General features: G+C 65.9%; 18 protein-coding genes. 5 read left to right on the top strand and 13 right to left on the bottom strand.

Annotated features, from left to right (window positions below; all coding sequences use genetic code 11):
• Positions 1-3: 3 nt before the first annotated feature.
• The 10 genes from ABIB42_RS09610 to ABIB42_RS09655 are packed head-to-tail and all read right to left on the bottom strand — an operon-like array spanning position 4 to position 13028.
• On the bottom strand, positions 4-1899 hold the full coding sequence (locus ABIB42_RS09610) for an XrtA/PEP-CTERM system amidotransferase (RefSeq protein WP_429248268.1): 1896 nt from the start codon (positions 1897-1899) through the stop codon (positions 4-6).
• A 21-nt stretch (positions 1900-1920) separates the two neighbouring features.
• Positions 1921-3105, bottom strand: a complete 1185-nt coding sequence (locus ABIB42_RS09615) for a TIGR03088 family PEP-CTERM/XrtA system glycosyltransferase (RefSeq protein ID WP_429248269.1) — start codon at positions 3103-3105, stop codon at positions 1921-1923.
• Positions 3106-3116: 11 nt separating this feature from the next.
• Positions 3117-4697, bottom strand: a complete 1581-nt coding sequence (gene xrtA, locus ABIB42_RS09620) for an exosortase A (RefSeq protein ID WP_429248270.1) — start codon at positions 4695-4697, stop codon at positions 3117-3119.
• On the bottom strand, positions 4688-5881 hold the full coding sequence (locus ABIB42_RS09625) for a TIGR03087 family PEP-CTERM/XrtA system glycosyltransferase (RefSeq protein ID WP_005663864.1): 1194 nt from the start codon (positions 5879-5881) through the stop codon (positions 4688-4690). Before ABIB42_RS09625 ends, xrtA begins: the two co-directional genes overlap by 10 nt.
• A 4-nt stretch (positions 5882-5885) precedes the next feature.
• Positions 5886-6983: a FemAB family XrtA/PEP-CTERM system-associated protein gene (locus ABIB42_RS09630; protein WP_005663862.1), complete on the bottom strand. Its 1098-nt coding sequence runs from the start codon at positions 6981-6983 to the stop codon at positions 5886-5888.
• A complete protein-coding gene (locus ABIB42_RS09635) occupies positions 6980-7864 on the bottom strand; it encodes an XrtA system polysaccharide deacetylase (protein WP_005663860.1) in 885 nt (294 codons plus the stop codon). The genes ABIB42_RS09630 and ABIB42_RS09635 overlap by 4 nt, the downstream gene beginning before the upstream one ends.
• An 18-nt stretch (positions 7865-7882) precedes the next feature.
• Positions 7883-8926 (bottom strand): XrtA/PEP-CTERM system-associated ATPase, encoded by a 1044-nt coding sequence (locus ABIB42_RS09640; protein WP_005663859.1) that lies wholly within the window; start codon positions 8924-8926, stop codon positions 7883-7885.
• Between the two features lie 25 nt (positions 8927-8951).
• Positions 8952-10574, bottom strand: coding sequence for a TIGR03016 family PEP-CTERM system-associated outer membrane protein (locus tag ABIB42_RS09645; protein ID WP_157225419.1), 1623 nt, complete (start codon positions 10572-10574; stop codon positions 8952-8954).
• Positions 10555-11475, bottom strand: a complete 921-nt coding sequence (locus ABIB42_RS09650; RefSeq protein WP_005663855.1) for an XrtA-associated tyrosine autokinase — start codon at positions 11473-11475, stop codon at positions 10555-10557. The genes ABIB42_RS09645 and ABIB42_RS09650 overlap by 20 nt, the downstream gene beginning before the upstream one ends.
• A gap of 26 nt (positions 11476-11501) precedes the next feature.
• The gene (locus tag ABIB42_RS09655; protein ID WP_005663854.1) at positions 11502-13028 is read right to left on the bottom strand and encodes an XrtA system polysaccharide chain length determinant; all 1527 of its coding nucleotides are present in this window, start codon (positions 13026-13028) and stop codon (positions 11502-11504) included.
• Positions 13029-13436: 408 nt separating this feature from the next.
• Between ABIB42_RS09655 and ABIB42_RS09660 the strand changes: the two genes are divergently transcribed.
• The 5 genes from ABIB42_RS09660 (at position 13437) to pepA (ending at position 17783) form a co-directional block, all read left to right on the top strand.
• Positions 13437-14204, top strand: a complete 768-nt coding sequence (locus tag ABIB42_RS09660; protein ID WP_005663852.1) for a S1 family peptidase — start codon at positions 13437-13439, stop codon at positions 14202-14204.
• Positions 14205-14403: 199 nt separating this feature from the next.
• Entirely contained in the window at positions 14404-15009 is a 606-nt protein-coding gene (locus ABIB42_RS09665; protein WP_229409714.1) for an XrtA/PEP-CTERM system exopolysaccharide export protein, read from the top strand.
• Positions 15010-15308: 299 nt separating this feature from the next.
• Complete coding sequence (locus tag ABIB42_RS09670) at positions 15309-16040, top strand: GNAT family N-acetyltransferase (protein WP_005663848.1); 732 nt, start codon at positions 15309-15311, stop codon at positions 16038-16040.
• A 77-nt stretch (positions 16041-16117) separates the two neighbouring features.
• Entirely contained in the window at positions 16118-16783 is a 666-nt protein-coding gene (locus ABIB42_RS09675) for a class I SAM-dependent methyltransferase (protein ID WP_005663846.1), read from the top strand.
• Between the two features lie 181 nt (positions 16784-16964).
• On the top strand, positions 16965-17783 hold the full coding sequence (gene pepA, locus ABIB42_RS09680) for a flocculation-associated PEP-CTERM protein PepA (RefSeq protein ID WP_313632259.1): 819 nt from the start codon (positions 16965-16967) through the stop codon (positions 17781-17783).
• A gap of 114 nt (positions 17784-17897) precedes the next feature.
• Here pepA and ABIB42_RS09685 read toward each other — a convergent pair whose 3' ends face one another.
• From ABIB42_RS09685 to prsT, 3 genes are all read right to left on the bottom strand, one after another.
• Entirely contained in the window at positions 17898-18776 is an 879-nt protein-coding gene (locus ABIB42_RS09685) for a ThiF family adenylyltransferase (RefSeq protein WP_005663841.1), read from the bottom strand.
• 34 nt (positions 18777-18810) lie between these two features.
• On the bottom strand, positions 18811-19410 hold the full coding sequence (locus ABIB42_RS09690) for a GNAT family N-acetyltransferase (RefSeq protein WP_229409713.1): 600 nt from the start codon (positions 19408-19410) through the stop codon (positions 18811-18813).
• 218 nt (positions 19411-19628) lie between these two features.
• Positions 19629-22406, bottom strand: coding sequence for an XrtA/PEP-CTERM system TPR-repeat protein PrsT (gene prsT, locus ABIB42_RS09695; protein ID WP_005663837.1), 2778 nt, complete (start codon positions 22404-22406; stop codon positions 19629-19631).
• Positions 22407-22545: the final 139 nt, after the last annotated feature.

Raw genomic sequence — 22545 nt, forward strand, 5'->3', positions numbered from 1 at the left:
GCTTCAGGCGTCGGCGCTGACCCGCAGGAAGGTCTCGAACATCAGCACCGACCACAGCGGGGTGCTGTAGTCCTTGCTGCCGGCGATGTGTTGTTCGACCATCTCGCGCAGGAAGCGCTCGTTGAACATGCCGGTGTCGAGCAGCAGCGGCGACAGCGCCGCCGCGCGCAGCTTCTCGCGCAGCGGGCCGCGCAGCCAGGCCGCCAGCGGAATCGAAAAACCCTTCTTGGCGCGGTACAGCACGTCGTGCGACAGGAACGGCTCGAGCGACTTCTTGAAGATGTACTTGCCTTCGCCGCCGCCCAGCTTGATGTCGGGCGGCAGGGTCGAGGCCCATTCGACGAAGGTATGGTCCAGGAGCGGCACCCGCACCTCGAGCGAGTGCGCCATGCTGGCGCGGTCGACCTTGGTCAGGATGTCGCCCGGCAGCCAGGTCTTGAAGTCGAGGTACTGGATCAGCGACAGCGGATCGTCGGTCGGCGAATTGGCCGCATGTGCGTGGAACACCTGGATCGCCTCGTAGCCTTGCAGCTCGCGCTTGAAGCTATCCGAGAACAACTGGGCCCGGATCCGGTCCGGCATGCGCGACACGCCGTGGAAGTAACCCTCGACCGTGTCGCGCGCCAGCGCCTCGAAGGTGGTCTTGGCGCGAAACATGCGCGGCGCCCAGTCGGCCTTCGGATACAGCCGGCCCAGCGTGCCGAACACGGGCTTGCGCAGGCCGGCGGGCACCTTGTCGCGCACGCGCTGCTCGGCCATCGCGAAGCGGTAGCGGCGGTAGCCGGCGAAGCTCTCGTCGCCGCCGTCGCCCGACAGCGACACGGTGACGTGCTTGCGCGCCAGCTGGCACACGCGGTAGGTCGGGATCGCCGAGCTGTCGGCGAAGGGTTCGTCGTACAGCCGGCCCAGGGTGTCGATCAGGCCGTAGTCGTCCTTGTCCACGACCTGGGCGTGGTGGGTGGTGCGGTAGCGCGTGGCGACCTCGTTGGCATACTTCGATTCGTCGTACTCGGGGTCGTCGAAGCCGATCGAGCAGGTGACCACCGAATCGGGATTCTGCTGCGCCATCATGGCCACCACCGCGCTCGAATCGACGCCGCCGGACAGGAAGGCGCCCAGCGGCACGTCGGCCACCATCTGGCTCTGCACGCATTCCTGCAGGCGCGCCGTCAGTTCCTGCTCGATTTCCTGCATCGGGCGCTGCGGGGCGCGCTGGAACGGGATGTCCCAGTACTGCTGCGGCTTGACTACCGTATCACCCACGCGCAGGGTGATGCGGTGGCCCGGCGCCAGTTTGTAGGCGCCGTGGAAGATGGTGTGCGGTTCCGGCACGTAGCCGAAGGCGAAGTAATCCTCGACCGCGCGCGGGTTGAGCTTGCGCGACAGTTCGGGGTGGGTCATGATCGATTTCAGCTCGGAGCCGAACACGAACAGGCCGTTCGGCAGCAGCGCGTAGAACATCGGCTTGACGCCCAGGTGGTCGCGCGCCAGGAACAGCGTCTGTTTTTTCCTGTCCCAGATGGCGAAGGCGAACATGCCGCGCAGGCGGTGCAGGCAGTCCTGGCCCCAGGCCTGGTAGGCGTGCAGCAGCACCTCGGTGTCGGATTTCGTGCGGAAGGCGAAGCCGAGCGCGACCAGCTCGTCGCGCAACTCGCGGTAGTTGTAGATCTCACCGTTGAACACCATCACCACGTCGCCCTGGGCGTTGCGGATCGGCTGCTGGCCGCTGGCCAGGTCGATCACCGACAGCCGGCGGTGGCCCATGCCGAGCGCCGTTTCCAGATACAGCTCGCCTTCGTCCGGGCCGCGGTGGTGCTGGCTCTCGTTCATGCGGCCCAGCGCCGCGCGGTCGATCTCGCGAGTTCCCTGGGTATCAAAAATGCCGACGATTCCGCACATGCTCGTTCACTTCCTGCGTTGTTAGGTATTCAAGGGTTGATGCAGCCGGGCCGGCGCCTTGCGCGCGAGCAGGCCGTCGTACAGCGCCATATAGGCGCGCAGCATGGCGTCCATGCTGTATTTCTCTTCGATGCGCGCGCGCGCGGCGGCGCCGTGGCGCGCCTTCAATGCCGGGTCTTGCACGTAGCGCGCCAGCGCCTCGGCCAGGGCATCTACTTCGACCGGCACCAGCAGGCCGTGCACGCCGTCGGCGACCACTTCCGGGATGCCGCCGACGTTGGAACACACCGATGGCAGGCCGCACGCCATCGCCTCCAGCAGCGAGACCGGCGTGCCCTCGGCCAGCGAGGGCAGGGCGAACACGTCGAAACCATGCAGCAGCTCGGCCACGTCGGCGCGCGCGCCGGGCAGCCAGACGGCGTCCTGCAGGCCGGCCTGGGCCACCTGCTCGCGGATCGCGCCCAGCAGCGGGCCGTCGCCGACGATGGTGAGTTTCAGGCGTGCGCGCAGGGCGGGCAGGCGTTCGCGCAGCAGGGCGAAGGCAGCCACCAGGCTGCGGTGATTCTTGACGTCCTGCACCCGCGCCACGGCGCCGATCACGATATCGTCAGGCCCCCAGGGCGCGGCGGTGGCCGCATCCGCGCGCGGCGCGTAGCGTTCGGTGTCGACGCCGTTCTTGATCGGGTGGTTCTTCGCTCGCGGGATGCGGACCACGTCGTCCAGCCAGCGCTGCAGATCATCGGACACCGGGATATAGCGGTCGATGAAAGGCGCCAGGCGACGGCGCAGGAAATTGTGTTTCTTGTTCAGGCCCTGCGGGTCGGATGCGTCGCGGCCATGTTCGGCGTGGATCCGCACCGGCACCCCGGCCAGGGCCGCGGTGAAGCAGAATTCCATCGCCGCCAGGTTGTAGGTGTGCAGGATGGCCGGACGCAGGCGCCGCATCAGCTTCCAGAAGTCGACGTGCACTTGCGCGCCGTTCCCGGGCGGCTTGTTCAGGGCGAACAGCTCGACCCCGGGTTGGGTGATGCGCTGGGCGAACTCCGAGTAACGCGTCAGGCAGACCACCGCATGCCGGTATTTCTCCGGCGGCAGGCGGTTGATGCAGTCGACCAGCAGCGTTTCCAGTCCGCCCACGTCGAGCGAGTAGACCAGGTGCACGACCAGGGGCCGCTGCGCGTTCAGGACCGACAGCTCGCTATGCATGGTCGTGACCGTCAATGGGTGCGCGCATGGTCCAGCGCGCGTTCGACCGCCTGGCCCTGGCCCGCCAGGAAGGCGCGCAGGGCGGCGCGCGCGGCTTCCGGATTGTCGCGCACCGGCGCCGACAGCAGCACCACGGCGCCGTCGTCGCCGCGGAAGCGCAGCTTGGCCTGGGCTTGCAGCAGCTTGCCGACGTAGTTGTTGGCCGTCAGGTGGCCGTCGATCGACATCCACTGCCACACCAGGATCTGGCCGGTCGGGCCGTTCAGGCGCGTCTCGCGCAGGGTCAGCGGCTGGCCATCCAGGGTTTCGCTGCGCAGCGCGCCGCCGACGGCATGCCAGGCGTCGTCCGAGGTGGCCAGGGTGTTGACGGAGCTGATCAGGGCCTTGCCGTTGCGCTGGTTGCGGTAGTACATGATGTCGAGCGCGACCGGCGGCATGCTTTCGCTGTTGCGGAAGGTGGCGCGGTAGGTCGCGTCCGGGTTGACCCAGCGCGGGGTCCAGTCGGCGAACGGCGCCACCTGCGGCCAGCCCACCGCCACCGTGGACAGCTGGACCGGCTGCGGATTGAGGTTGGCGGCGTCGTTGTAGCGCGCGAAGCCCGGCCACAGCGCGGTGAGCGCCACCACGGCGGCGCACATCGCCGCCATGCGGACCGTCGAGGCCGGCGCCGGGTCGCCCGCCATGGTGGCGGCCGCCGCCGGTGTGGATGCATTGGCGACTGCCGGTTCGTCGTCGTCGCGCCAGAAGCTGCCGACCCAGAACATCAGCAGCATCACCAGGCCGAAGAACACCCAGCCATAGATCAGGTGGTCGACGCCGGTGGCCAGCTCCATGCCGGACAGGTGGCCGATCATCACGATCATGTAGGCGCGCAGGCCGTTGGCGACGATCGGCACCACGATCGACACCGCCACGAACAGCAGGCGCTTGGGCAGCGAGCGGTAGGTCAGGTAGGCGTACAGGCAGCCCAGGGTGAACGAGGAAATCAGGTAGCGCACGCCGCTGCAGGCTTCCACCACCGACCAGGAGCCGGTCGGCAGCTCGAAGCGGGTGCCGTTGCGCAGCACCGGGATGCCGGTGGCCTGGACCGCCCACACGGTGAAGTCGGCGGTGAGGTTGATCAGGGGGCCGACGAAGACTTCGCCGAACGGCACCGCCAGCAGCAGGAAAAGAAGGGGAAAAGCAAGCGCCCCCGCCAGGCGCGGGCCCAGCATGGCCAGCGCGATGACCGGGAACATCGACACGAAGGCGTACTGCATCACCACCTGCACCTCGCCCATGCGCGCCAGCAGCCAGCCGGCGCCCAGCATGGCCACCAGCAGCAGGGCCGGGGCCCAGGGCCGCGCCGGCACCGCGCTGAACACCGCGCGCCGGCGCCAGATCAGCCACAGGCTGATCGGCAGGATCGCATAGCCGTGGGCGAAGGTCTCGGAACTGTTCCAGATCGCGACCAGCGACCCGGCGGTGCCGAGGTAGAGGAAGAAGGGCGCCAGCAGCGCGAGCGCGATCAGCATCGCGCTCGAGGGCGCCAGCGGGGTGGCGGCGGCGTGCGGCGCGGCGCCGGCCAGGTCCTTGGGTGGGTTCACGAGCATTCCAGTCGCTCCTCGATGCAGGCCAGGTTGCTCGGCCAGCTGTAATGATGTTCGACCCGCGCCCGAGCGGCGCGGCCCATCTCCCGGTTGTCGCGCACCAGCAGCGCCCCCAGGGTTTCGATCCAGGCCGGGGCGCCGTCGGCCACGGCCAGCTCCTGGTCCGGCACCGCATCGATGCCTTCCAGCGCCTGCGGCGAGACCACGGTCGGTGTGCCCATGGCCATCGCTTCGAGCACCTTGTTCTGGATGCCGCGCGCGATGCGCAGCGGCGCCACCGCCAGCGTGGCGTGGCGGATATAGGGCCGCACGTCGGGCACGGTGCCGGTGACGGTCACGCCGGGCAGCTGGGCCAGCGCCTGGACCTGCGGATTCGGGCGCGAGCCGACGATGTAGAAGCGCAGCGCCGGGTCTTGCGCGGAAAGGGCCGGGAACACGTCGTCGCAGAACCACTGCACGGCGTCGACGTTGGGCCAGTAATCCATGGCGCCGGTGAACACCAGCGCCTTTTCGCCCGCTGCGTAGGGGCTGGCCAGCGCGTGCTCGGGCGAGAAGTAGTCGGTGTCGACCCCGTTGCTGAAGTGGCCGATGCGCGCCACGCTCTCGGGCGCCAGCTGGCGGAACAGGTCGGCCTCGGGCTTGGAGACGAACAGCGAGGCGTCGTACTGGCTGGCCACCTGGCGCTCGTAGCGCAGCAGCTGGCGCGCCTCGTGGCGGTACAGCCAGCTCATGGGCCACGATTTCTTGTCGGCGTACTGGCGCCATTTGTCCGAGTCGACGTCGCAGAAGTCGATCACGCGGCGCGCGTCGCGGATGCCATCGACGTATTGCGCCATCGGCGACGAGAACACCATGACCCGCTTGATGCCGTGCGCGGCCACGGTCTGCTCGACCCAGCGCGCCATGCCAGCATCCTGGTAATAGTCCAGCGACAGCGAGCGGTTCTTGACCAGCGCGCCCAGGCTGCGCACGCGCGCCAGCAGGGGATTCAGGGCCGCGAAATGGCTGCTGGCGCACATCGCCTCGACGGTGGGCACGTGCTGCCAGTCGTCGGCGTCGTCGACGAAGGTCGCCAGGTGCACCCGGTAGTCGCGCGCCAGGTGCTTGAGCAGGTTGTACGAGCGGATCTTGTCGCCCTTGTTGGGCGGGTAGGGGATGCGGTGGATCAGCAGCAGCAGGTCTTGCACGGCATTACCCCAGGTTGCGCACGATGTAGGGACCCAGGAAGTTCGCCACCGGCAGCGGCAGCTTCTTCCACATCTTGATGAACAGCTGGTACTTCGGGTTCAGCGGATTGTTGTCCGGCAGCTGGGTCGATGCGTAGAGTTTGTATTCATACGGCAGCGGCTCGGCCGTGAAGCCCCAGTTCTTCTTGAAGTCGTAGGCGCCGGTGCCCAGCTTGCTGCGGCCGAAGTCGAACAGGCGGCAGCCGCGGGCGCTAGCGGCCTGCATCAGGTTCCAGTACATGAAGTCGTTGCCGGCCACCGAGCGCGCCAGGTCGGTGCCGCCGCCGTAGTAGGGCACCACCTCGTCGCGCCAGTAGAACGACAGCACCGAGCCCACCAGGCGGTCGTCTTCGGTATAGATGGTGCGCACCTCGCACTCGTCGCCGAAGGTTTTTTGTAGCAGGGCGAAGTATTTTTTCGGGAACACCGGGGTGCCCAGGCGCAGTACGCTGGTGGCGTAGGCCTCGAACATGCGGTCGACGTTGTCCTCGACCACGCCCTTCAGGCCCAGCTTGATCCCCTTGCGCACCATCGCGCGCTGCTTGCGCGGGATGGCGTTCATATTGGTCTCGTCGTCGCCCGTGATCTCCTTGCGGAAGGTGACGTACAGTTCCTTGGTATGCCACGAGTCGTCGCCCGGATGGGCGCGCTGCATGCCGCGGTATTCCAGGTGGCCCACGCCCAGCTTCTTCGCGAGCTGGTCGGCCGCGCCGTCGAGCAGCAGGCGCGCGCCGTCGTCGACCGCGGCCACGCCGCCGTACACGCAGAACGGCATCGCGCCCAGCGAGTGGCCGAACAGGCGGCTCTTGATCTCGGCCAGCGGCAGCACGCCCTGGATCTGGCCGTCCTGCTCCACGTAGTAGAACCAGGTCTTGATGCCGAACGACTGCTCGATGACTTTCTGCCAGCCCGACAGGTGGAAGAAGGTGGCGCTGGGGCAGGCGCGCACGAAAGCGTCCCAGCGGGCTGCGTCCTGCGGCTGCATCAGGCGCAGGGTCTGGGCGCCGGCGGCGGCGGCCGGCATGGCGCGCTTGGCCTGCGCCGCTTCGATGATCGAGTTCATGGCTTGTCCAGGAAGATGCGGTCCATGCGGTCCCACTTGAAGTCGCGCGCCAGCTGTTCCAGGCGCCGCTCCATGCGGTCGATATTGACGTAGTGGCGGAAGCGCGCCTTGGCGCCCAGGCCTTCGGGACGCGGCTGGCCGGGATCGACTTCCCACGGGTGGAAGTAGAACAGGGCCGGTTCGCCGTCCTCGCGGTTGACCTTCTCCATCATCCAGCGCGACAGGGCGTAGGGCAGCAGGCGGAAGTAGCCGCCGCCGCCGGCCGGCAGGTTGCGGCCCGCCATCTTGACCGTGGTGATCGGCACTTCGAGCAGGCCGTCCGGGCCGTTCGGATAGAAGGCGAAGCGCGGCGCGTCCGGCATGCCGTAGTGGTCGTGGGCGATCGGATAGATGCTCGAGCTGTACTTGTAGCCGGCCTCGTGCAGCGCGTCCAGCGCCCACAGGTTGGCGTGGCCGATCGAGAAGCTCGGCGCGCGGTAGCCGACCACGGCTTGTCCGCCGATGTCTTCCAGCAGCGCCTTGCTCGACCGGATGTCGTTGTCGAATTCGGCCCGGCTCTGGTCCGAGGCGCGCAGGTGGCCGTAGCCGTGGCTGGCCAGTTCGTGGCCGGCGGCGACGATCCGGCGCACCATGGCGGGATAGCGCTCGGCGATCCAGCCCAGGGTGAAGAAGGTCGCGCGCACGCCGTGGCGCTCGTACAGCGCCAGGATGCGTTCCATATTGGCCTCGACCCGGCATTCGCGGATCGGCCAGCTGGCGCGGTCGATGTAGGGGGCGAAGGCCGAGACCTGGAAGTAGTCCTCGACGTCGCAGGTCATCGCATTGCGGATCTTCTCGCCGGGCGCTGGACGCGGCCGGGCTGCGGGAGCGGTCATTTTCATTGCCGGGTTCCTGAACTGTTATTCCTGGTTGTCCACGTGGCGCGGAGAGGTGCCGGACTGCGCACCGGGTGGGGTGGCGGCGATCTTTTTCAAGATCGACAGCACCGACACGATCGATTTTTCGAGGCGCATCATGCGTTCGTCGAGCTGCTCGACGCTGGCGCTGCGCCGTTCCCCGTGCTGCAGCTGGTGCTGGCCGGAGGTCGCGCGCATGGAGGCCGGCTCAGGCTCGCCCAGTCCGTCGGGGGCCTGGAACTCGTCCGAGATGTCGCGCACGACTTCCTCGATGTGGGCGCCGCCGAATCCATGCAGTTCTTCGAGGTAGCCCATCAGCAGCACGCGGTCCATCAGCGTGTTGGTCTTGCGCGGAATGCCGCCGCTGTAGGCATAGATCGCGGCGTGGGCGGCGTCGTCGAACGACGGGTCGCCCTTCCAGCCGACCGTGGCCAGGCGGTGCTCGACGTAGGCGCGGGTCTCTTGCGCGTCCATCGGTCCCAGGTGGTAGCTGGCGATCACGCGCTGGCGCAGCTGCTGCATGGTGGGGCTGTGCAGGGTGGCGCGGAACTCGGGCTGGCCGAGCAGGAAGGTCTGCAGCAGCGAGCGGTCGTCGGTCTGGAAATTGGACAGCATGCGCAGCTCTTCGACCGTGCGCGCGTTCAGGTTCTGGGCCTCGTCGATCACGAGCAGGGCGCGCTTGCCCTGGCGGTCGACCGAGCGCAGGAATTGTTCCAGGCGATTGAGCAGCTCGGCCTTGCTGGCGCCCTCGTAGGGCAGGCCGAAGGCGGAGACTACCATGCGCAGCGTGTCTTCGGGATCGAGGCTGGTGTTGACGATGTGCGCCGCGATGATCTGGTCGAGCGGGATGCGGCCCAGCAGGTTGCGCACCAGCGTGGTCTTGCCGGCGCCGACCTCGCCCGTGATGACGATGAAGCCCTCGCCCTGCGACAGGCCGTAGTCGAGGTAGGCCATGGCGCGCTTGTGGCCCTTGGAACCGAAAAAGAAATGCGGGTCCGGGCGGAGCTGGAAGGGCTTGGCCGACAGGCCGTAATAGGATTCGTACATCGTGGTTCCCTGGGGTCTGTTGCGCTTAAAACGTCTTGAACAGGCTGGCCGAAATGGCGTTCTCGGTGTAGGTGCCGGCGTTGAAACGGTCGCCGCTGCGACGACGCAGGTCGACCGATCCGATGGTCTCGCCGAAACGGCGCGACACGCCGAGCTGGAACACGCGCTGGGTGCTCTTGTAGCCGCGGTCGCGCGACTCGCTTTCGTCGATGTCGTAGCGGGCGGTCAGGTTCGAACGCGAGTTCAGCCGGTAAGTGTAGTTCGCTTCGAAGCCACGCTGGCGCACGTTGTCGCTGTAGCGGCCCTGCTGGCTGCCCAGCAGCGGGCTGTCGCTTTGCTGGTCCGAGATCGCGCTGCGGTCGCTGGCATGGGCCGACAGCACCGCGCTGCTGCGGCCCTTGCGGTACACCATCGATGCCTGCAGCCGCTTCTGACGCATGAAGCGGTTGCTCAGGTAGTTGATGCTGTCGGACAGCGATGGCGGCAGGCCGGTCTGGTCGATATAGGCCTGCACCACCTGCGCGCGCACTACCGGATCCGGGTAGGCGGTGGAAAACATGCGGTCGAGCAGGCCCGCGGTGTCGATCGTCGACGGCAGCGTGAACTGCTGGCGCGACGTCGTGATGACGTCGTTGTAGCTCACGTTCCAGCTGGTGTGGCGGCTGCGGTGCAGGGCCATCAGGTTGCCGGTGTTGCCATAGAAGTGGCGGCCGGCGGTGGCCTGCAGGCTGGTGCGCGAGGACGGCGTCCAGGCGAAGCCGAGCGACCAGTTGGCGCCTTGCTCGCCGCCGCCCAGTCCTTCGAACTCGTAGCGGTCGTAGCCGGCGTTGGCCAACAGCGAGAAGCGGCCGTTGACCATGTAGCGCAGGTTAGTGGCCAGCATTTCGCTCGAGGAGTCGCCATAGCGCCCGCCGTTCAGGTCCTGCTTGGTGTAGGTGACGCCCCAGCCGACGGTGCGGAAGGCGGGACCGTTCACCAGCGAGGCCAGCAGGGTGTTGCCGCCGGTGCGCCGAAAGCCGATATTGTCGCCGCCACCGACCGAGTCGCGCGTGAAGCGCAACTGGCCCGCGGCGGTGCTGCCGAAATTCTTCAGCAGGTAAGGGCTGATGCTCCAGGTATCGATGTCGGTACGGTTGGCGTTCGAATACTGGTCGTTGGTGATGCGCGGACCGAAGGCCGAGATGTTCTGCTGGCCGCGCGACGCGGTGGCGTCGACGTACAGCAGGTCTTGCGCCAGTTCGCCGCGCAGGTTGGCGCGGTAGCTGCGCCGCACGCTCGACACGCCGCCGTTTTCGCCATCACCGAAGGAACCGTCGCGGTTGCGCTTGTCGCTGTCGTGCAGGTAGGCGAACGTATGCAGCTGGGCGCTGGCGTTCACGGTCAGGCGCCGGGTCTGGTTGCTGAGCCTGAAGCCGGGCGATATCTGTGTGATCAGGTCGCTGTACGCGAGTTCGTCTTCCGTCAGGTTGACGTTATCGGTCCAGGTCTCGACCACCCTCAGGGTCGGCGTCACACGCCAGTCGGCGTGGGCCGGCAGGGCGGCCAGCAGCAGCACCGCCACCGCCAGCGGCGTCAGGACGGGCATCCGGCGTCCCGGCATGCGCCGCGAGCGGATGACGGCGGATTCTTTAGCCGTAGTGATAGTCATACGTTTCTTCGATGCCGGGGATATCCCTGGTCTTGTTATAGACGAGATTGACGTTGCTCATGCCTTCGAGCTGCTGCAGCGATTCCTTGACCGCATGCTGGGTCGTGGTCTGGGCTTCCACCACCACCACGATCTGGCCCATGTGGCTGGCCAGCACGCGCGCCTCGGTGGTCAGCATCAGCGGCGGCGAGTCGAAGATGATGACGCGGTCCGGATAGCGGTTGGCCAGTTCGGTCAGCATGGCGGCCATCGTCGAGCTGGCCAGCAGCTCGGTGGCGGCGTTGGAGGTGGCGCCGGCCGGCAGCAGCGCCAGGGTGTCGACGTTGGTGCGCAGGATCACGTCCGGCAATTGGAGCGTGTCGTCGACCAGGATGTCCATCAGGCCGCGCTGGGCCGGCAGGCCGAGCGTGCGCAGGACCGACGGACGCGCCACGTCGGCGTCGACCAGCAGCACGGTGTGGTCGAGCTCCATGGCGATGCTCATCGCCAGGTTGATCGCGCAATAGGTCTTGCCTTCGCCGGGCAGCGAGCTGGTGATCATGATCAGGTTGGCCGGGTTGTCCTTCGGACCGCGCTCGGCAAAGGCGCGCTTGAGCAGCGGGCGCTTGATGATGCGGAATTCTTCCAGCAGGTTGGTGCGGCCGCCGGCGGCGGTGACCATGCCCAGCTCGCGCATGCGGCCCAGGTCGAGTTCGACACGGCGGGTGCGCGCCGGGGCGGGCGCGGCTTCCGCGGCCAGGTCCGGCGTCGGGGCCGGCGCGACCGGCACGTCGACCAGCACGGCGGCCGGTGCTTCGACCAGTGGCGGCTCGGCCGGCACGATGCTGGCGGCGGGATTAACGGGGGCGGCGTTCTGGCGCTGCTGGTCGATGCGGCTGGCGGCTTTTTCGATAATGCTCACATTTACTCCTTATTGGCCATCCGGCCTTACATCGCGGGGCGGACCAGGATGGCGGCGACGCCGGCGCCATAGGCGCCGAACAGCAGCAACACCGAAGCGGCAAGGGCGACCAGGCGGCGCTTGCGCAGCACGGTCTGTTCGGAGGTCCAGTTCATGCTCACCGAACCCAGGACCGGCAGGCCGGTGGCCTCGCGCAGGGAGGCCTGGCTGAGGAAGGTCGGGCGCAGTTGGCTCAGCAGCAGGGCGCCGGCCAGGCCGGCGGCGAGGGCGCCGACGAACACCAGCGAGAACAGCTGCAGGCGGTTCGGACCGGTCGGCACGGCCGGCGCGATCGGCGGATCGATCACGCGGAAGGTCAGCATGTCGGTGACCGAGGACACCTCGCCCGACAGCTTGGCCGATTCGCGCCGCTCGACCAGGCGCTGGTAGTTCTGGCGGTTGACTTCGTAATCGCGGTTGAGCTGGGCCAGCTGGGCTTCGACCTCCGGCACCAATTCGCTCTGGCCGCGCAGGCGCGCCACGCGGGCGCTGTATTCGTTCACGCGTGCCCGCAGCGAAGCGACGCGCGCCTCGGCGTCGGACAGCTGTACGGTCAGCTGCTGCAGCATGGGACTGAAGCTGGCGCCCGGGTCCGAGCTCTGCACGGGATTCTTGGCCGCATCGGCGCGGCGCTCCATCAGCTGCTCGAGCAGGCGGCGGTTGGCGACGATGTCGGGGTGCTGTTCGGTGTACTGGGTACGCAGGCTGTCCAGGTTCTTGTTGACGGCAGCGATGCGTTCGTCCAGCGCCGGGTCGCGCAGCACCGGGGCGCCGGCGCCGCCCTTGTAGTCGCCCGACATCCTGCTGCGGATCGCATTGCGCGCCTGTTCGGCCTCGGCCAGGTCGAGCTGCGCCTGGTTCAGGGCTTCGGTGGCCGACATCAGGCGCGCGCCGTAGTCGGCGCCGGCGCGCGGCAGCATGCCCATATTCTTGATCTTGAATTCCTTGAGCGAGTTCTCGGCCGCGGCCAGGCGTTCTTCATAGCTGCGGATCTGTTCGTCGATGAACTGGACTGCCTTTTCGGAGTCCTGCTTCTTGCCGGCGAAGCTGCCCTCGACGAAGATCGTCAGGAAGGCCTGCACCACGTCCTTGCTCTCGCGCGCGCTGGTGCCGGTGTAGCTGATGGTATAGATGTTCTCGCGGCCGGTGCCGGCCATCTTGAGCTTGTCGATCATGTCGTCGACCAGCCTGTCGAATTCCTTGGGGGTACGCGTGCGGGAGTCGAGGTCGAGCTCGCGCGCCACGCGCTCGACGTTCGGGCGGCTCATCAAGGTGCGGCGCATGAACTGCACCTGCTGGTTCAGGTTCGGCAGGGTGGTCATGCCCGACAGCAGGGGCTTGAGTATGGTCTGAGTGTCGACGTAGACGCGCGCCGACGCCTCGTACTGATTGGGGAGCGAATACACCACCCCCCAGCCGGCCAGCGCCACCACCCAGGTGATGACGACTGCATGCCAGCGGTACTTGCCGATGGCTTTGAGGAGGTGAAGAATCTGGGTTGTGATTTCAGCCATCGTGTCGATCTCGTCGGTCAGGGCCTGGGCTGCAGGCTCAACAAATAAACAATGTGCATGATCGCTTGTACCCTAATCAATTGCAATTGAGGGTTAAGGGATGCAGCGATTCGTGGTCACCGATGCCATCGGTTTGCAACACATGTTCCGCACTGCAATAAGAAGATGTTAAACAAATTGCATCATGCCAGTTGTTGCATTATCGCAAACATCTGAAGAATTCGCATGTTGTATTTCGCTAAACGAATCCACCTATCTGCCGGGGTTCGGTTCGTGGCCCTTCAGGGCCGCGCGGTTCTTCAAATAGTTGCTGAAATTCAAAGAAGCTTATTGTAATGTTTAAAAATGGAAAGGGGCTGTACGATTGCCTCAGCTCTGTTACAACTACCTCAAGATTGTGAAGGTTTGATGACGCGAAGACTATTTTCAAAACGCCTGGCCGCCGGCGCGCTGCTCTGGTGGGCGGGAGCCGGTCTGCAGGCGGCGACCCTGCCGCAGACGGTGGCGGCGGTCAAGCCGTCTATCGTGGGCGTCGGCACGCAGCTGCAGACGCGCAGCCCGGCGATCGTGTTCAGCGGCACCGGCTTCGTGGTCGGCGACGGCCTGAGCGTGATCACCAATTCCCACGTGGTGCCGGACAAGCTCGATGCGGCGCGCATGGAGCAGCTCGGCGTGGTGCTGCCGGACGGCGCCGGGGTGCGCTTCCGCCCGGCCCAGCTGGTGGCCCTGGACCGCGAGCACGACCTGGCTCACCTGCGCCTGGAAGGCGCGCCGCTGCCGGCCCTGCGCCTGGATGACGCGGACAGGGCGGTCGAGGGCCAGGACCTGGCCTTCACCGGCTTTCCGCTTGGCATGGTGCTGGGCCTCCACCCGGCCACCCACCGCGCGCTGCTGGCTGCGATCACGCCGGTGATGCAGCCTTCGCTCAGCGCGCGCCGCCTCGATGCGCGCGCCGTGGCCCGGCTGCAGCGCACGCCGTTCAGCATCTACCAGCTCGACGGCACCGCCTATCCGGGCAACAGCGGCTCGCCGTTGTACGACCCCGCGACCGGGGAGGTGGTGGGCGTGATCAATATGGTGTTCGTGAAAGGCTTGAAGGAATCGGCGATCTCGACCCCCAGCGGCATCACCTATGCCATTCCGGTGCGCCACGTGCGGGAATTGCTGAGCCGCTAGCATCGGTGGGCGGCGCGCGCTGGCGTACGGCAGCAACACGCAAGTATTTCAATTGTGCATGGCTTGTCGCCACGCCGGTCTGCGCTACAATAGCGCAGGCCGTGATGGCGAAATTACAATTTTTGATTCACGTCGAACACTATTCCACCAGGGATGGCCGGTAGGCGCGAAGGGGATGAACGCGATGATGACGAAGACCATGAAGAATCTGTTGGCAACCGGCGCCGCCGCTTGCATGCTGCTGCTGGGCGGCTGTTCCACTCCGGTACCTCCCAGCACCGCCGCGCTGGCGCCGGTCAACCCGGACTATCTGATTGGACCGGGCGATGCCGTCAACATCATCGTCTGGCGCAATCCGGAAGTGTCGATGTCGGTCCCGGTGCGGCCGGATGGCAAGATCACGACTCCGCTGGTCGAAGACCTGCCGGCAGCCGGCAAGACTTCGACCCAGCTCGCGCGTGACATTGAGCAGGCCCTGGCCCAGTTCATCCAGCAGCCGGTGGTCACCGTGGTCGTGACCAACTTCGTCGGCAATTTCAACGAACAGATCCGCGTGATCGGCCAGGCGGCGCGCCCGCAGGCGCTGCCGTATCGTCGCGAGATGTCGCTGATGGACGTGCTGATCGCGGTGGGCGGCGTCACCGAGTTTGCCTCGGGTAACAAGGCCAGCATCGTGCGCACCGTCGAAGGCAAGCAGGAAAAAATCAATGTGCGTCTCGACGACCTGATCAAGGATGGCGACATCTCGGCCAATGTCATGATGCGTCCAGGCGACATCCTGGTCATTCCCGAGAGCTTCTTCTAAGCCCGTTCATCCTGCCCGGCCGGCCCTCGCGCCGGTCGTCTTCCCCCTGGCATTCGCCATGGCGGCGCCTTGCCGCACAACCGGTCACCACCAGTGCGCCGGTTACTTTCTTCAAGACATATTGTCCCCGCGCGCCGCAGTGCCTGCTGAAGCTGCTATCGTCCACCATGCGGTGACATTCAAAATGTCAAAGTATCAAATACTCCTAGTTAATACAATTGATAATTTGTAATTTATAATGCTATGATGATCAGGAATGCCGCCGTCACTCGACGTGCCGGACTGCCTGGAGAATGACCATGATCGAGACATTAGCGCCGGCCTCCTTCTGTGCCGGCCCAGGCGACGACGAGGTCGCCGCTTCCGACGGACCCAGCATCATCGACGTCGCCATCAACGAGCGCGTGTTCGGTATCCGCGCGGCCGATATCGATTCACAGCGCAATTCCGCCAGCATGCTCATCAGTAAGATGTATTCCTGGCGCGGCTACAGCGGCAACCACCAGGTGCAAAGCGACCCCAACCGGATCACCTTGACGGCATCCGACCACGGCCAGGTGTTCGGCACGCTGAGCCTGGGCCTGGATTCCGAGATCGGCTTGCTGGCCGACCAGGTGTTCAAGGATTGCATCGATGTGCGGCGCAGCGACGGGCGGGTGTGCGAGATCACCAAGCTGGCGGTCGACCCGGCGGTCAAGTCCAAGGCGGTGCTGGCCTCGCTGTTCCACGTGGCCCTGATCTATGCCCGCGACCTGAACGGCTGCAAGGATATCTTCATCGAAGTCAATCCGCGTCATCGCCGCTTCTACGAAGCCATGCTCGGCTTCCAGACCGTGTGCGAGTCGCGCCCCAACCCGCGGGTGCAGGCCCCGGCGGTGCTGCTGCGCGTCGACACCGCCTTCGGCACCGAACAGGTGGAGAAATGGGGCGGCATGCAGGACCGGGCGGTGGGCGAGCGCTCGCTGTTTCCGTGGTTCTTCTCGCCGCGCGAAGAGGCCGGCATCATCAACCGCCTGCGCCAGCTGGGCTGAGCTACCCGATCCTCGCTTGCCTGCAGTTCATTAACGACCTATATTTTCCGCTTCTATCCAATCAACGAGGACGCTCCATGACGACCGGTAAGACCAGGGATGAAATCGCCGAAGCCTATTCATCCGAACCGTGGTGGTACGACCTGCGCGGCTTTTTCATTCTCACCTTCGCCTATAACAGCACGATCGGCACCCAGATGCGCTTCTTCGGGCCGAATTTCGGACCCGACCACCTGGAGGTGGCCTGCGGCACCGGCACCCTGCTCGAGATGGTCCTGAACTGGCGCCGCCGCCGCAAGCTGCCGCCGGTCAAGGTGACCGGCATCGACTACGCCCCGTCGATGCTGGCCGGCGCCAAGCGCCGCTTCGCCGGCAATCCGCAGGTCGAGGTGCAGCATGCCGACGCGGCCCAGCTGCCGTTCGCCGACAACCGCTTCGACACCGCCAATATCGCCAATTCGATCCACTGCTTCCCGACGGTCGACGGCGCCTTGCGCGACATCTTGCGCGTGCTCAAGCCGGGCGGGACGCTGGCCGCCAACGTGCTGCTGTATCCGTCCGGTTTCGCACCGCTGCGCTGGGCGGCGCAGAAGATCAATGACTGGGGCATCCGCAAGGGCATCCTGTACAGCCCCTTCCACGTCGAGGAGCTGCGCGCCAAGGTGCTGGCGGCTGGCTACGAGGTCGCCAGCGAATTCACCTCCGGAAATACTTGGAATGTAGTGCTGCGGAAACCCCTGTAGGACAAGACCGACAGCGCCATGAGAATTTCTAAAATGTGGCTGTCGGGATCTTTTACAGTGTTGTAATTTCTTCTACGAAATACTGGCTTAAGTAGTTGATTTTAAAAGGGTCGAGTTTGCTGGCACGATGGTTGCTTACATAGAGGTCGTTAGTACGAACCCTACAACCAGGAGATCCAAGATGAAAGCAGTTTCGAAGACCATTATCGCTTGCGCAATCGCTGCCACCTCGATGTTCGGCGCCGCCGCCCACGCCGATAACTTCAACCCGTTCACCGTGGAATACGACGGCCGTAAATTCACCGCCGACAAGATCACCGGCAACTACAGCGAAGTCGCTACCTTCACTCCGAGCACCCCTACTTCCACGAGCGGTACTTTCGACGTGTCGTTGTACTGGAATGCAGGCCAATTCGTTACCGGCGAAGGCAATACCGCCGTCAACGGCACCGGGTTGACCAACGACTACGGCCTGTATGCTGTGTACCGGGCCAGCGGCACCTATGGCGTCGTGAACGGGCGTAATCAGTTCACCTTCACCGAAGGCAGCGGTAGCCTGGCGATGTACCTGGATGCAGGCCTGAACACCACCTTCGGCCTTGGCGCAACGGGAGCTGACGGCGTCATCCTCGGCAACACCGGCGACGACCTGCTGCTGGCGGAAGGCGATCCGCTGTCGGGCTTCGGCGTACTCGATCCGACTCTGCCGACCTGCGGTCCTCGCGGCATCAACTGCGGTAGCTTCGGCGCCGACTCGACGTTCGCCCTGGCTGGTTTCGGTCCAGAGTTCTTTACCTCGCCGAATCCGTTCTACAACATGTCGTTCCAGTCGGGCCAGCTGAACAACTTCCAGGTCGGCGGCACCCAGCGTATCAATGGTTCGCTCGACGTGGTCTTCGGCAACGCGGCCGAAGTGCCTGAGCCTGCATCGGTCGCCCTGCTGGGCCTGGGCATGCTGGGCCTGTACGGCGCCCGCCGCCGCAACAAGAAAGCCGCCTGAGCACGACGCACGGGCCTGCCTCGCAGGCCCGATGTGCAAAGGTAAAAGCCACTGCCGGAGCGATCCGGCAGTGGCTTTTTTATGTCCGGGAAGCCGCCGGCCGGCGGCGCTCGCTCAGCGTCCGGCGGCCGCCATGCGCGCGAACTGGCGCCGCCCGATCGCCAGCATCAGCCGCTGGATCGGATGGCGGTTGCCGCCCGGCCGCCAGGTGCGCTTGAGCTTGTTGCGATAGGCGTCGAACTGCATGCCCCAGGGCGCCGCCAGCACGTCGCCGCGGCCGAGCAGGATCTTGAGCGCCTCGGTGGCGCAGACGCCGGCGCACAGCTGGCAAGCCATGATGGTCGATGGGCCGCGCCGCTCCGCCAGGTTGACCGATCCCGGCACCATCAGATAAGGCCGGTGCAGGCCGGCGGGGGCCAGGCCGACCACGAATCGGATCGCCTTCTCCTGCTCGGGCAGGTCGCCCCAGCCGAAATACTCTTCGAAGGTCATCTTGCCCGGCATGAAGTTGAGCAGGGCCGTTCCCATGCCCAGCGGCGCGCCGGTGGTGGCCGGGATGCCGAGCCGGGCGCAGGCGGCGAAAGTCTGCTGGCGCGCGTCGAAGGCGAAGAAATCGAGCGCGTCGACGTACAGGTCGACCCCCGCCAGGAAGGCGTCGAGATTGTTCTTGTGCACGCCGTCCGGAAAGATCTCGATCTCGATCTCGGGATTGATGTCGCGCGCCATGCGCGCCAGGACCTCGGCCTTGGGCTGGCCGACCGTCGACATCATGGCCCCGACCTGGCGATTGAAATTGGCGATGTCGAAACTGTCGAAATCGGCGATGTGGAAGCGGCTCACACCCAGTCGCGCAAGGGTCAGCAGGTGCACGCCGCCGACCCCGCCGCCGCCGGCAATGGCGACGCGCTTGCCGCGTAATTGCTGCTGTTCGGCTTGCGTCACCCAGCCGATATTGCGCGAGAAAGCCTGTTCGTAGTTGAACGGTTTATTCATTGGTTCAAAAAAAGTGGGGAACAAGAGCCCGGCCTCATGCCGGATGCGATTCGTCCATGCGCAACAGGCGATTGATAATGCCACGCTCTTCGCGTGGGGAAAAGAAATATGGATAGAAAGAACGTTCTTCTGTTTCGCCCTCGGCGGCCCAGGTGCCGCCGAAACGGTCGATCTGTTCGGTGACGAAGGCCAGGTTCACGCGCAGCAGGTAGGCCGGCGCGTCGACCCGTGGATTGATCTTGAGTTCGCCTTCCTTGCGAAAACCCAGCATGCGCTCGTAGAAGCGGCGGTGACGCGGATTGACCTCGATCACGATGTCGGTACAGCCATGCATGTCGCGCGCGTAGATCACGGCCAGGTGGAACACATTGGCCAGCGCGGTCTTGGAACGCACCGAAGGGTCGAAGGCGAACTTGGTGAACTCGCACAGTTTCGCGCCGCGCTGGCGGTGGGCGTCGAGTTCGTCCTTGAAGATTTCGTCGGCCATCAGGCCGACCTCGGAATCGATGCCGATGCTGAGCGTGCCGACCACGTCGCCCTTGTCGGTGGCGGTCAGGGTGATGCGGTTGGGGTCGCTACTGGGCTGGTGATCTCCGGCGTAGCCGCGCCAGGCATACATCCTGTTGATCAGCATACTGGCCGTGTTACGACCGTCCGAAGTATCGGTAAGCCGGATTCCGTACGAATCGTCGTCCACGATAAACATCCTCATTTAGGAGAACGTTATCTTATCGCGACATTAATAAATCCAGCGTTCGATAGGATGAGGCCGCGAGCCTTTACTGATGGGAAGAAGGGCGCCTCAACGGGTGCGCCGCGGGACCGGGCCAGGTCCCGCGGCGAAGGCACCGCTTACAGGGTCTTGAGCAGCGCGCGCGCCTCGTCGGCGTGGGCGAACGGCGCGTTCGACCCCAGCAGTTTGTCGAGCTCGCGGCGTGCGCCGGCCTTGTCGCCGCTCTTGTGCAGGGCCTGCGCCAGGTGGTAGCGGATCTCCATCGAGTTCGGCGCCTGGCTGCTGGCCTTCTGCAGCAGCGGCAGGCCGCGCGCGGTGTCGCCTTGCTCCACCAGCACCCAGCCCAGGGTGTCCATCACGCCCGGGCTGTCGCTGGCCAGCTTGTATGCCTTCTCGGCGGTCGCCAGTGCGCGCGGGTCCTTCACCTGCTGGTAGGCCCAGGCCAGGTTGTTCAGCACCAGCGGATGCTCGGGAGCGCGCTTCTGCGCGTTCTCGAGCCTGGCGATGGCGCCCTTGTAGTCCTTGGACGCCAGGTTGAGCTCGGCGACCAGCAGCAAGACACGCACGTCGTCCGGCTGGGCGGCCAGCCAGGCCTGGCCGCGCGCCAGCGCTTCCTTGCTCTTGCCGCCGGCCTGCATGGCCTGCATGACCTTGACCGTCAGTTCCGACGAGCGCGCCAGGGACAGGCCTTTTTCAAAGGACTGCTGGGCCTGGGCAAATTTCTGCTGCGACATCAGCACGTCCCCTTCGATGACGTGGCCGACCGGCGCCTTGGGCGCCGCCTTCTGCAGCTCGCGCGCCACCGCCAGCGCCTCGTCCGGACGCTTGCCGCGCAGCGCCAGGTCGACCTGCATCAGGCGCGCCGGCACGAAGTCGGGCTGGAGGTCGACCGCGCGCTTGAGGTGGGTGGCGGCCGCCGATTCGTTCTTCAGCGCCAGCTGCACCTGAGCCAGGCGCAGCTGGGCGCCAGGCGCCTTCGGCAGCACGTTGACCAGCTTGCTGTAGGTGTCGAGCGCGCCGTTCAGGTCCTTGTTCGCGGCCTGCGACTGGCCGAGCAGTTCCAGCACGCCGGCATCGGTCGGATGCGAGGTCTGGAGCTTGCGCGCCAGCGCCAGCGCCTTGGGCGCCTGCCCGGTGGCCAGGTAGTGCGCGCCGAGCTTGAGCGAAGGCGCGGTGGCGTTCGGATTGGCTGCGCTGGCCTTCTCGAACCAGCTCGTGGCCTCGGCCTGGTTCTTTTGCAGCATGGCCAGTTCGCCCAGTGCCGTCATGGCCTCGACGTTGTCCTTGTTCTTGTCCAGGAAGGCGGTGAAGCGGGCCTTGGCGGCATCCGGCTTCTTGTCCTGCACGTCCAGGCGCGCCAGGTTGGTCACCGCCGGCAGGAAGCTCGGCTGCAGCGACAGCGCCTTTTCGAAGGCGGCGCGCGCTTCCGCGTGCTTGTTCTGGACCATGTAGACGGCGCCCTTGAGCTGCTGCACTTGCGCGCTGTCAGGTTGCTGTTTTTCGAGCGCATTGACGGCTGCCAGGGCCTTGTCGTAGCGCTTCATATTGATCTCGGTCTGGACCAGGGCCATGGTCGCCTGCAGCGATTTCGGATCGAGCGTGGCGGCCATCTCGAGGTCGCTCAGGGCACGCGCCTGGTCGCCCTGGGCCAGGCGCGACAGCCCCAGCGAGGTGCGCACCGCGGCCGCCTCCGGCGCCAGGGTGGCGGCCTGCTGCAGGTAGTTGGCGGCCTTGTCGAAGTCGCGCACCTGCATGTACGATTCGCCGGCCAGGGCCAGCAGCTGGGCATCCTGTGGCGCATCCTTCAGGGCCGGCGCCAGGGTGGCGGCGGCATCGGCCGGCTGCGAATTCTTGAGCTGGGCCTGGGCCAGCAGCTTGCGCGCATAGACGTTGTTCGGATTGGCTTCCAGGTACTTGCGCAGATGCTGTTCGGCCTGCTGGGTGCCGCCCAGCTGCAGCTCGGAGGCGCCGGCCAGCAGGATGCTCGGATAATGGTTGGGCGCGACCTTGAGGATCTTCGCCAGCGCATCCCGCGCCGCCGAATGCTTGCCTTGCGAGAATTCATACAGGGCGCGGGTGTACACCACCAGCAGGCTGCCCGGCGAATTCTTTTCCGCCGCCTCGACTTCCTTCTTTGCCGCATCAAACTTGCCGCGCGCGATCTCGATATACGCTTTCTCGATGTGGGCGCCGCGGTGATCCGGCTTGAGCGCCAGCGCCTTGTCGTAGGCGCCCAGGGCTTCGTCCGGCTTGTTCATCGAGCGCAGCATCGCGCCTTGCATGATGAAGACTTCGGGATTCTTCGGATCCTTGGCCACCGCCTGGTCGACGTAGAGGAGGGCGGCGTCGCGCTCGCCACGTACGGCGGACAGGCGCGCCAGGCCCATCAGGGCATCGCCGGAATTGGCGTTCGCGGCCAGGGCCGCCTCGTAGGCCTGTTTCGCCTCGTCGGGCTTGCCGCTGCCCAGCAAGGCGTCGCCCCGCAGCGACAGCAGCGCGGCCGATTTGCCGGCCTTCTCGGGCGTGATCAGCTCCAGCACTTCCTTGAACTTGCCCTGCTGCGCCAGGGTGCTGCCCAGCAGCGGCAGCACCCGCTCGTCGGCGATGCCGAGCGCGCGCGCGCGGCCCAGTTCCTTCTCGGCCGAGACGTTGTCGCCGGTCGACAATTGCAGGGTGCCCAGCGCCAGGCGCGCCTCGCCGTCTTCCGGGCTGTTCGCCACGGCGTTCTTGAGCTGGATCAGGGCAGCCTTGATGTCGCCCTTCTGCTGGTATTCGGATGCTTCCGCCAGCAGGGTTTCGGTCGACTGGGTCCGGTTGCAGCCGGCCAGGCCGACGGTCAGGAGGGCGCCGGTCAGGAGGGCGGCGGTGAGTTTGAGCTTGGTGGGATGGCGCGGCATGTGGAATTCCTCAGGCAGTGGAGACGGTCGTTTCGCTGGGTAAGCGAAATTCTCAACAACAAATCATACCTGAAGGAACCGCGCACCCAGTGTACAAACGGACACAGCTATTGCAAAACTTATTCGATGCGTGTTGCGT

It is taken from the genome of Massilia sp. UYP32 (genome assembly GCF_050434365.1).
Classification (GTDB): Bacteria; Pseudomonadota; Gammaproteobacteria; order Burkholderiales; family Burkholderiaceae_D; genus Telluria; species Telluria timonae.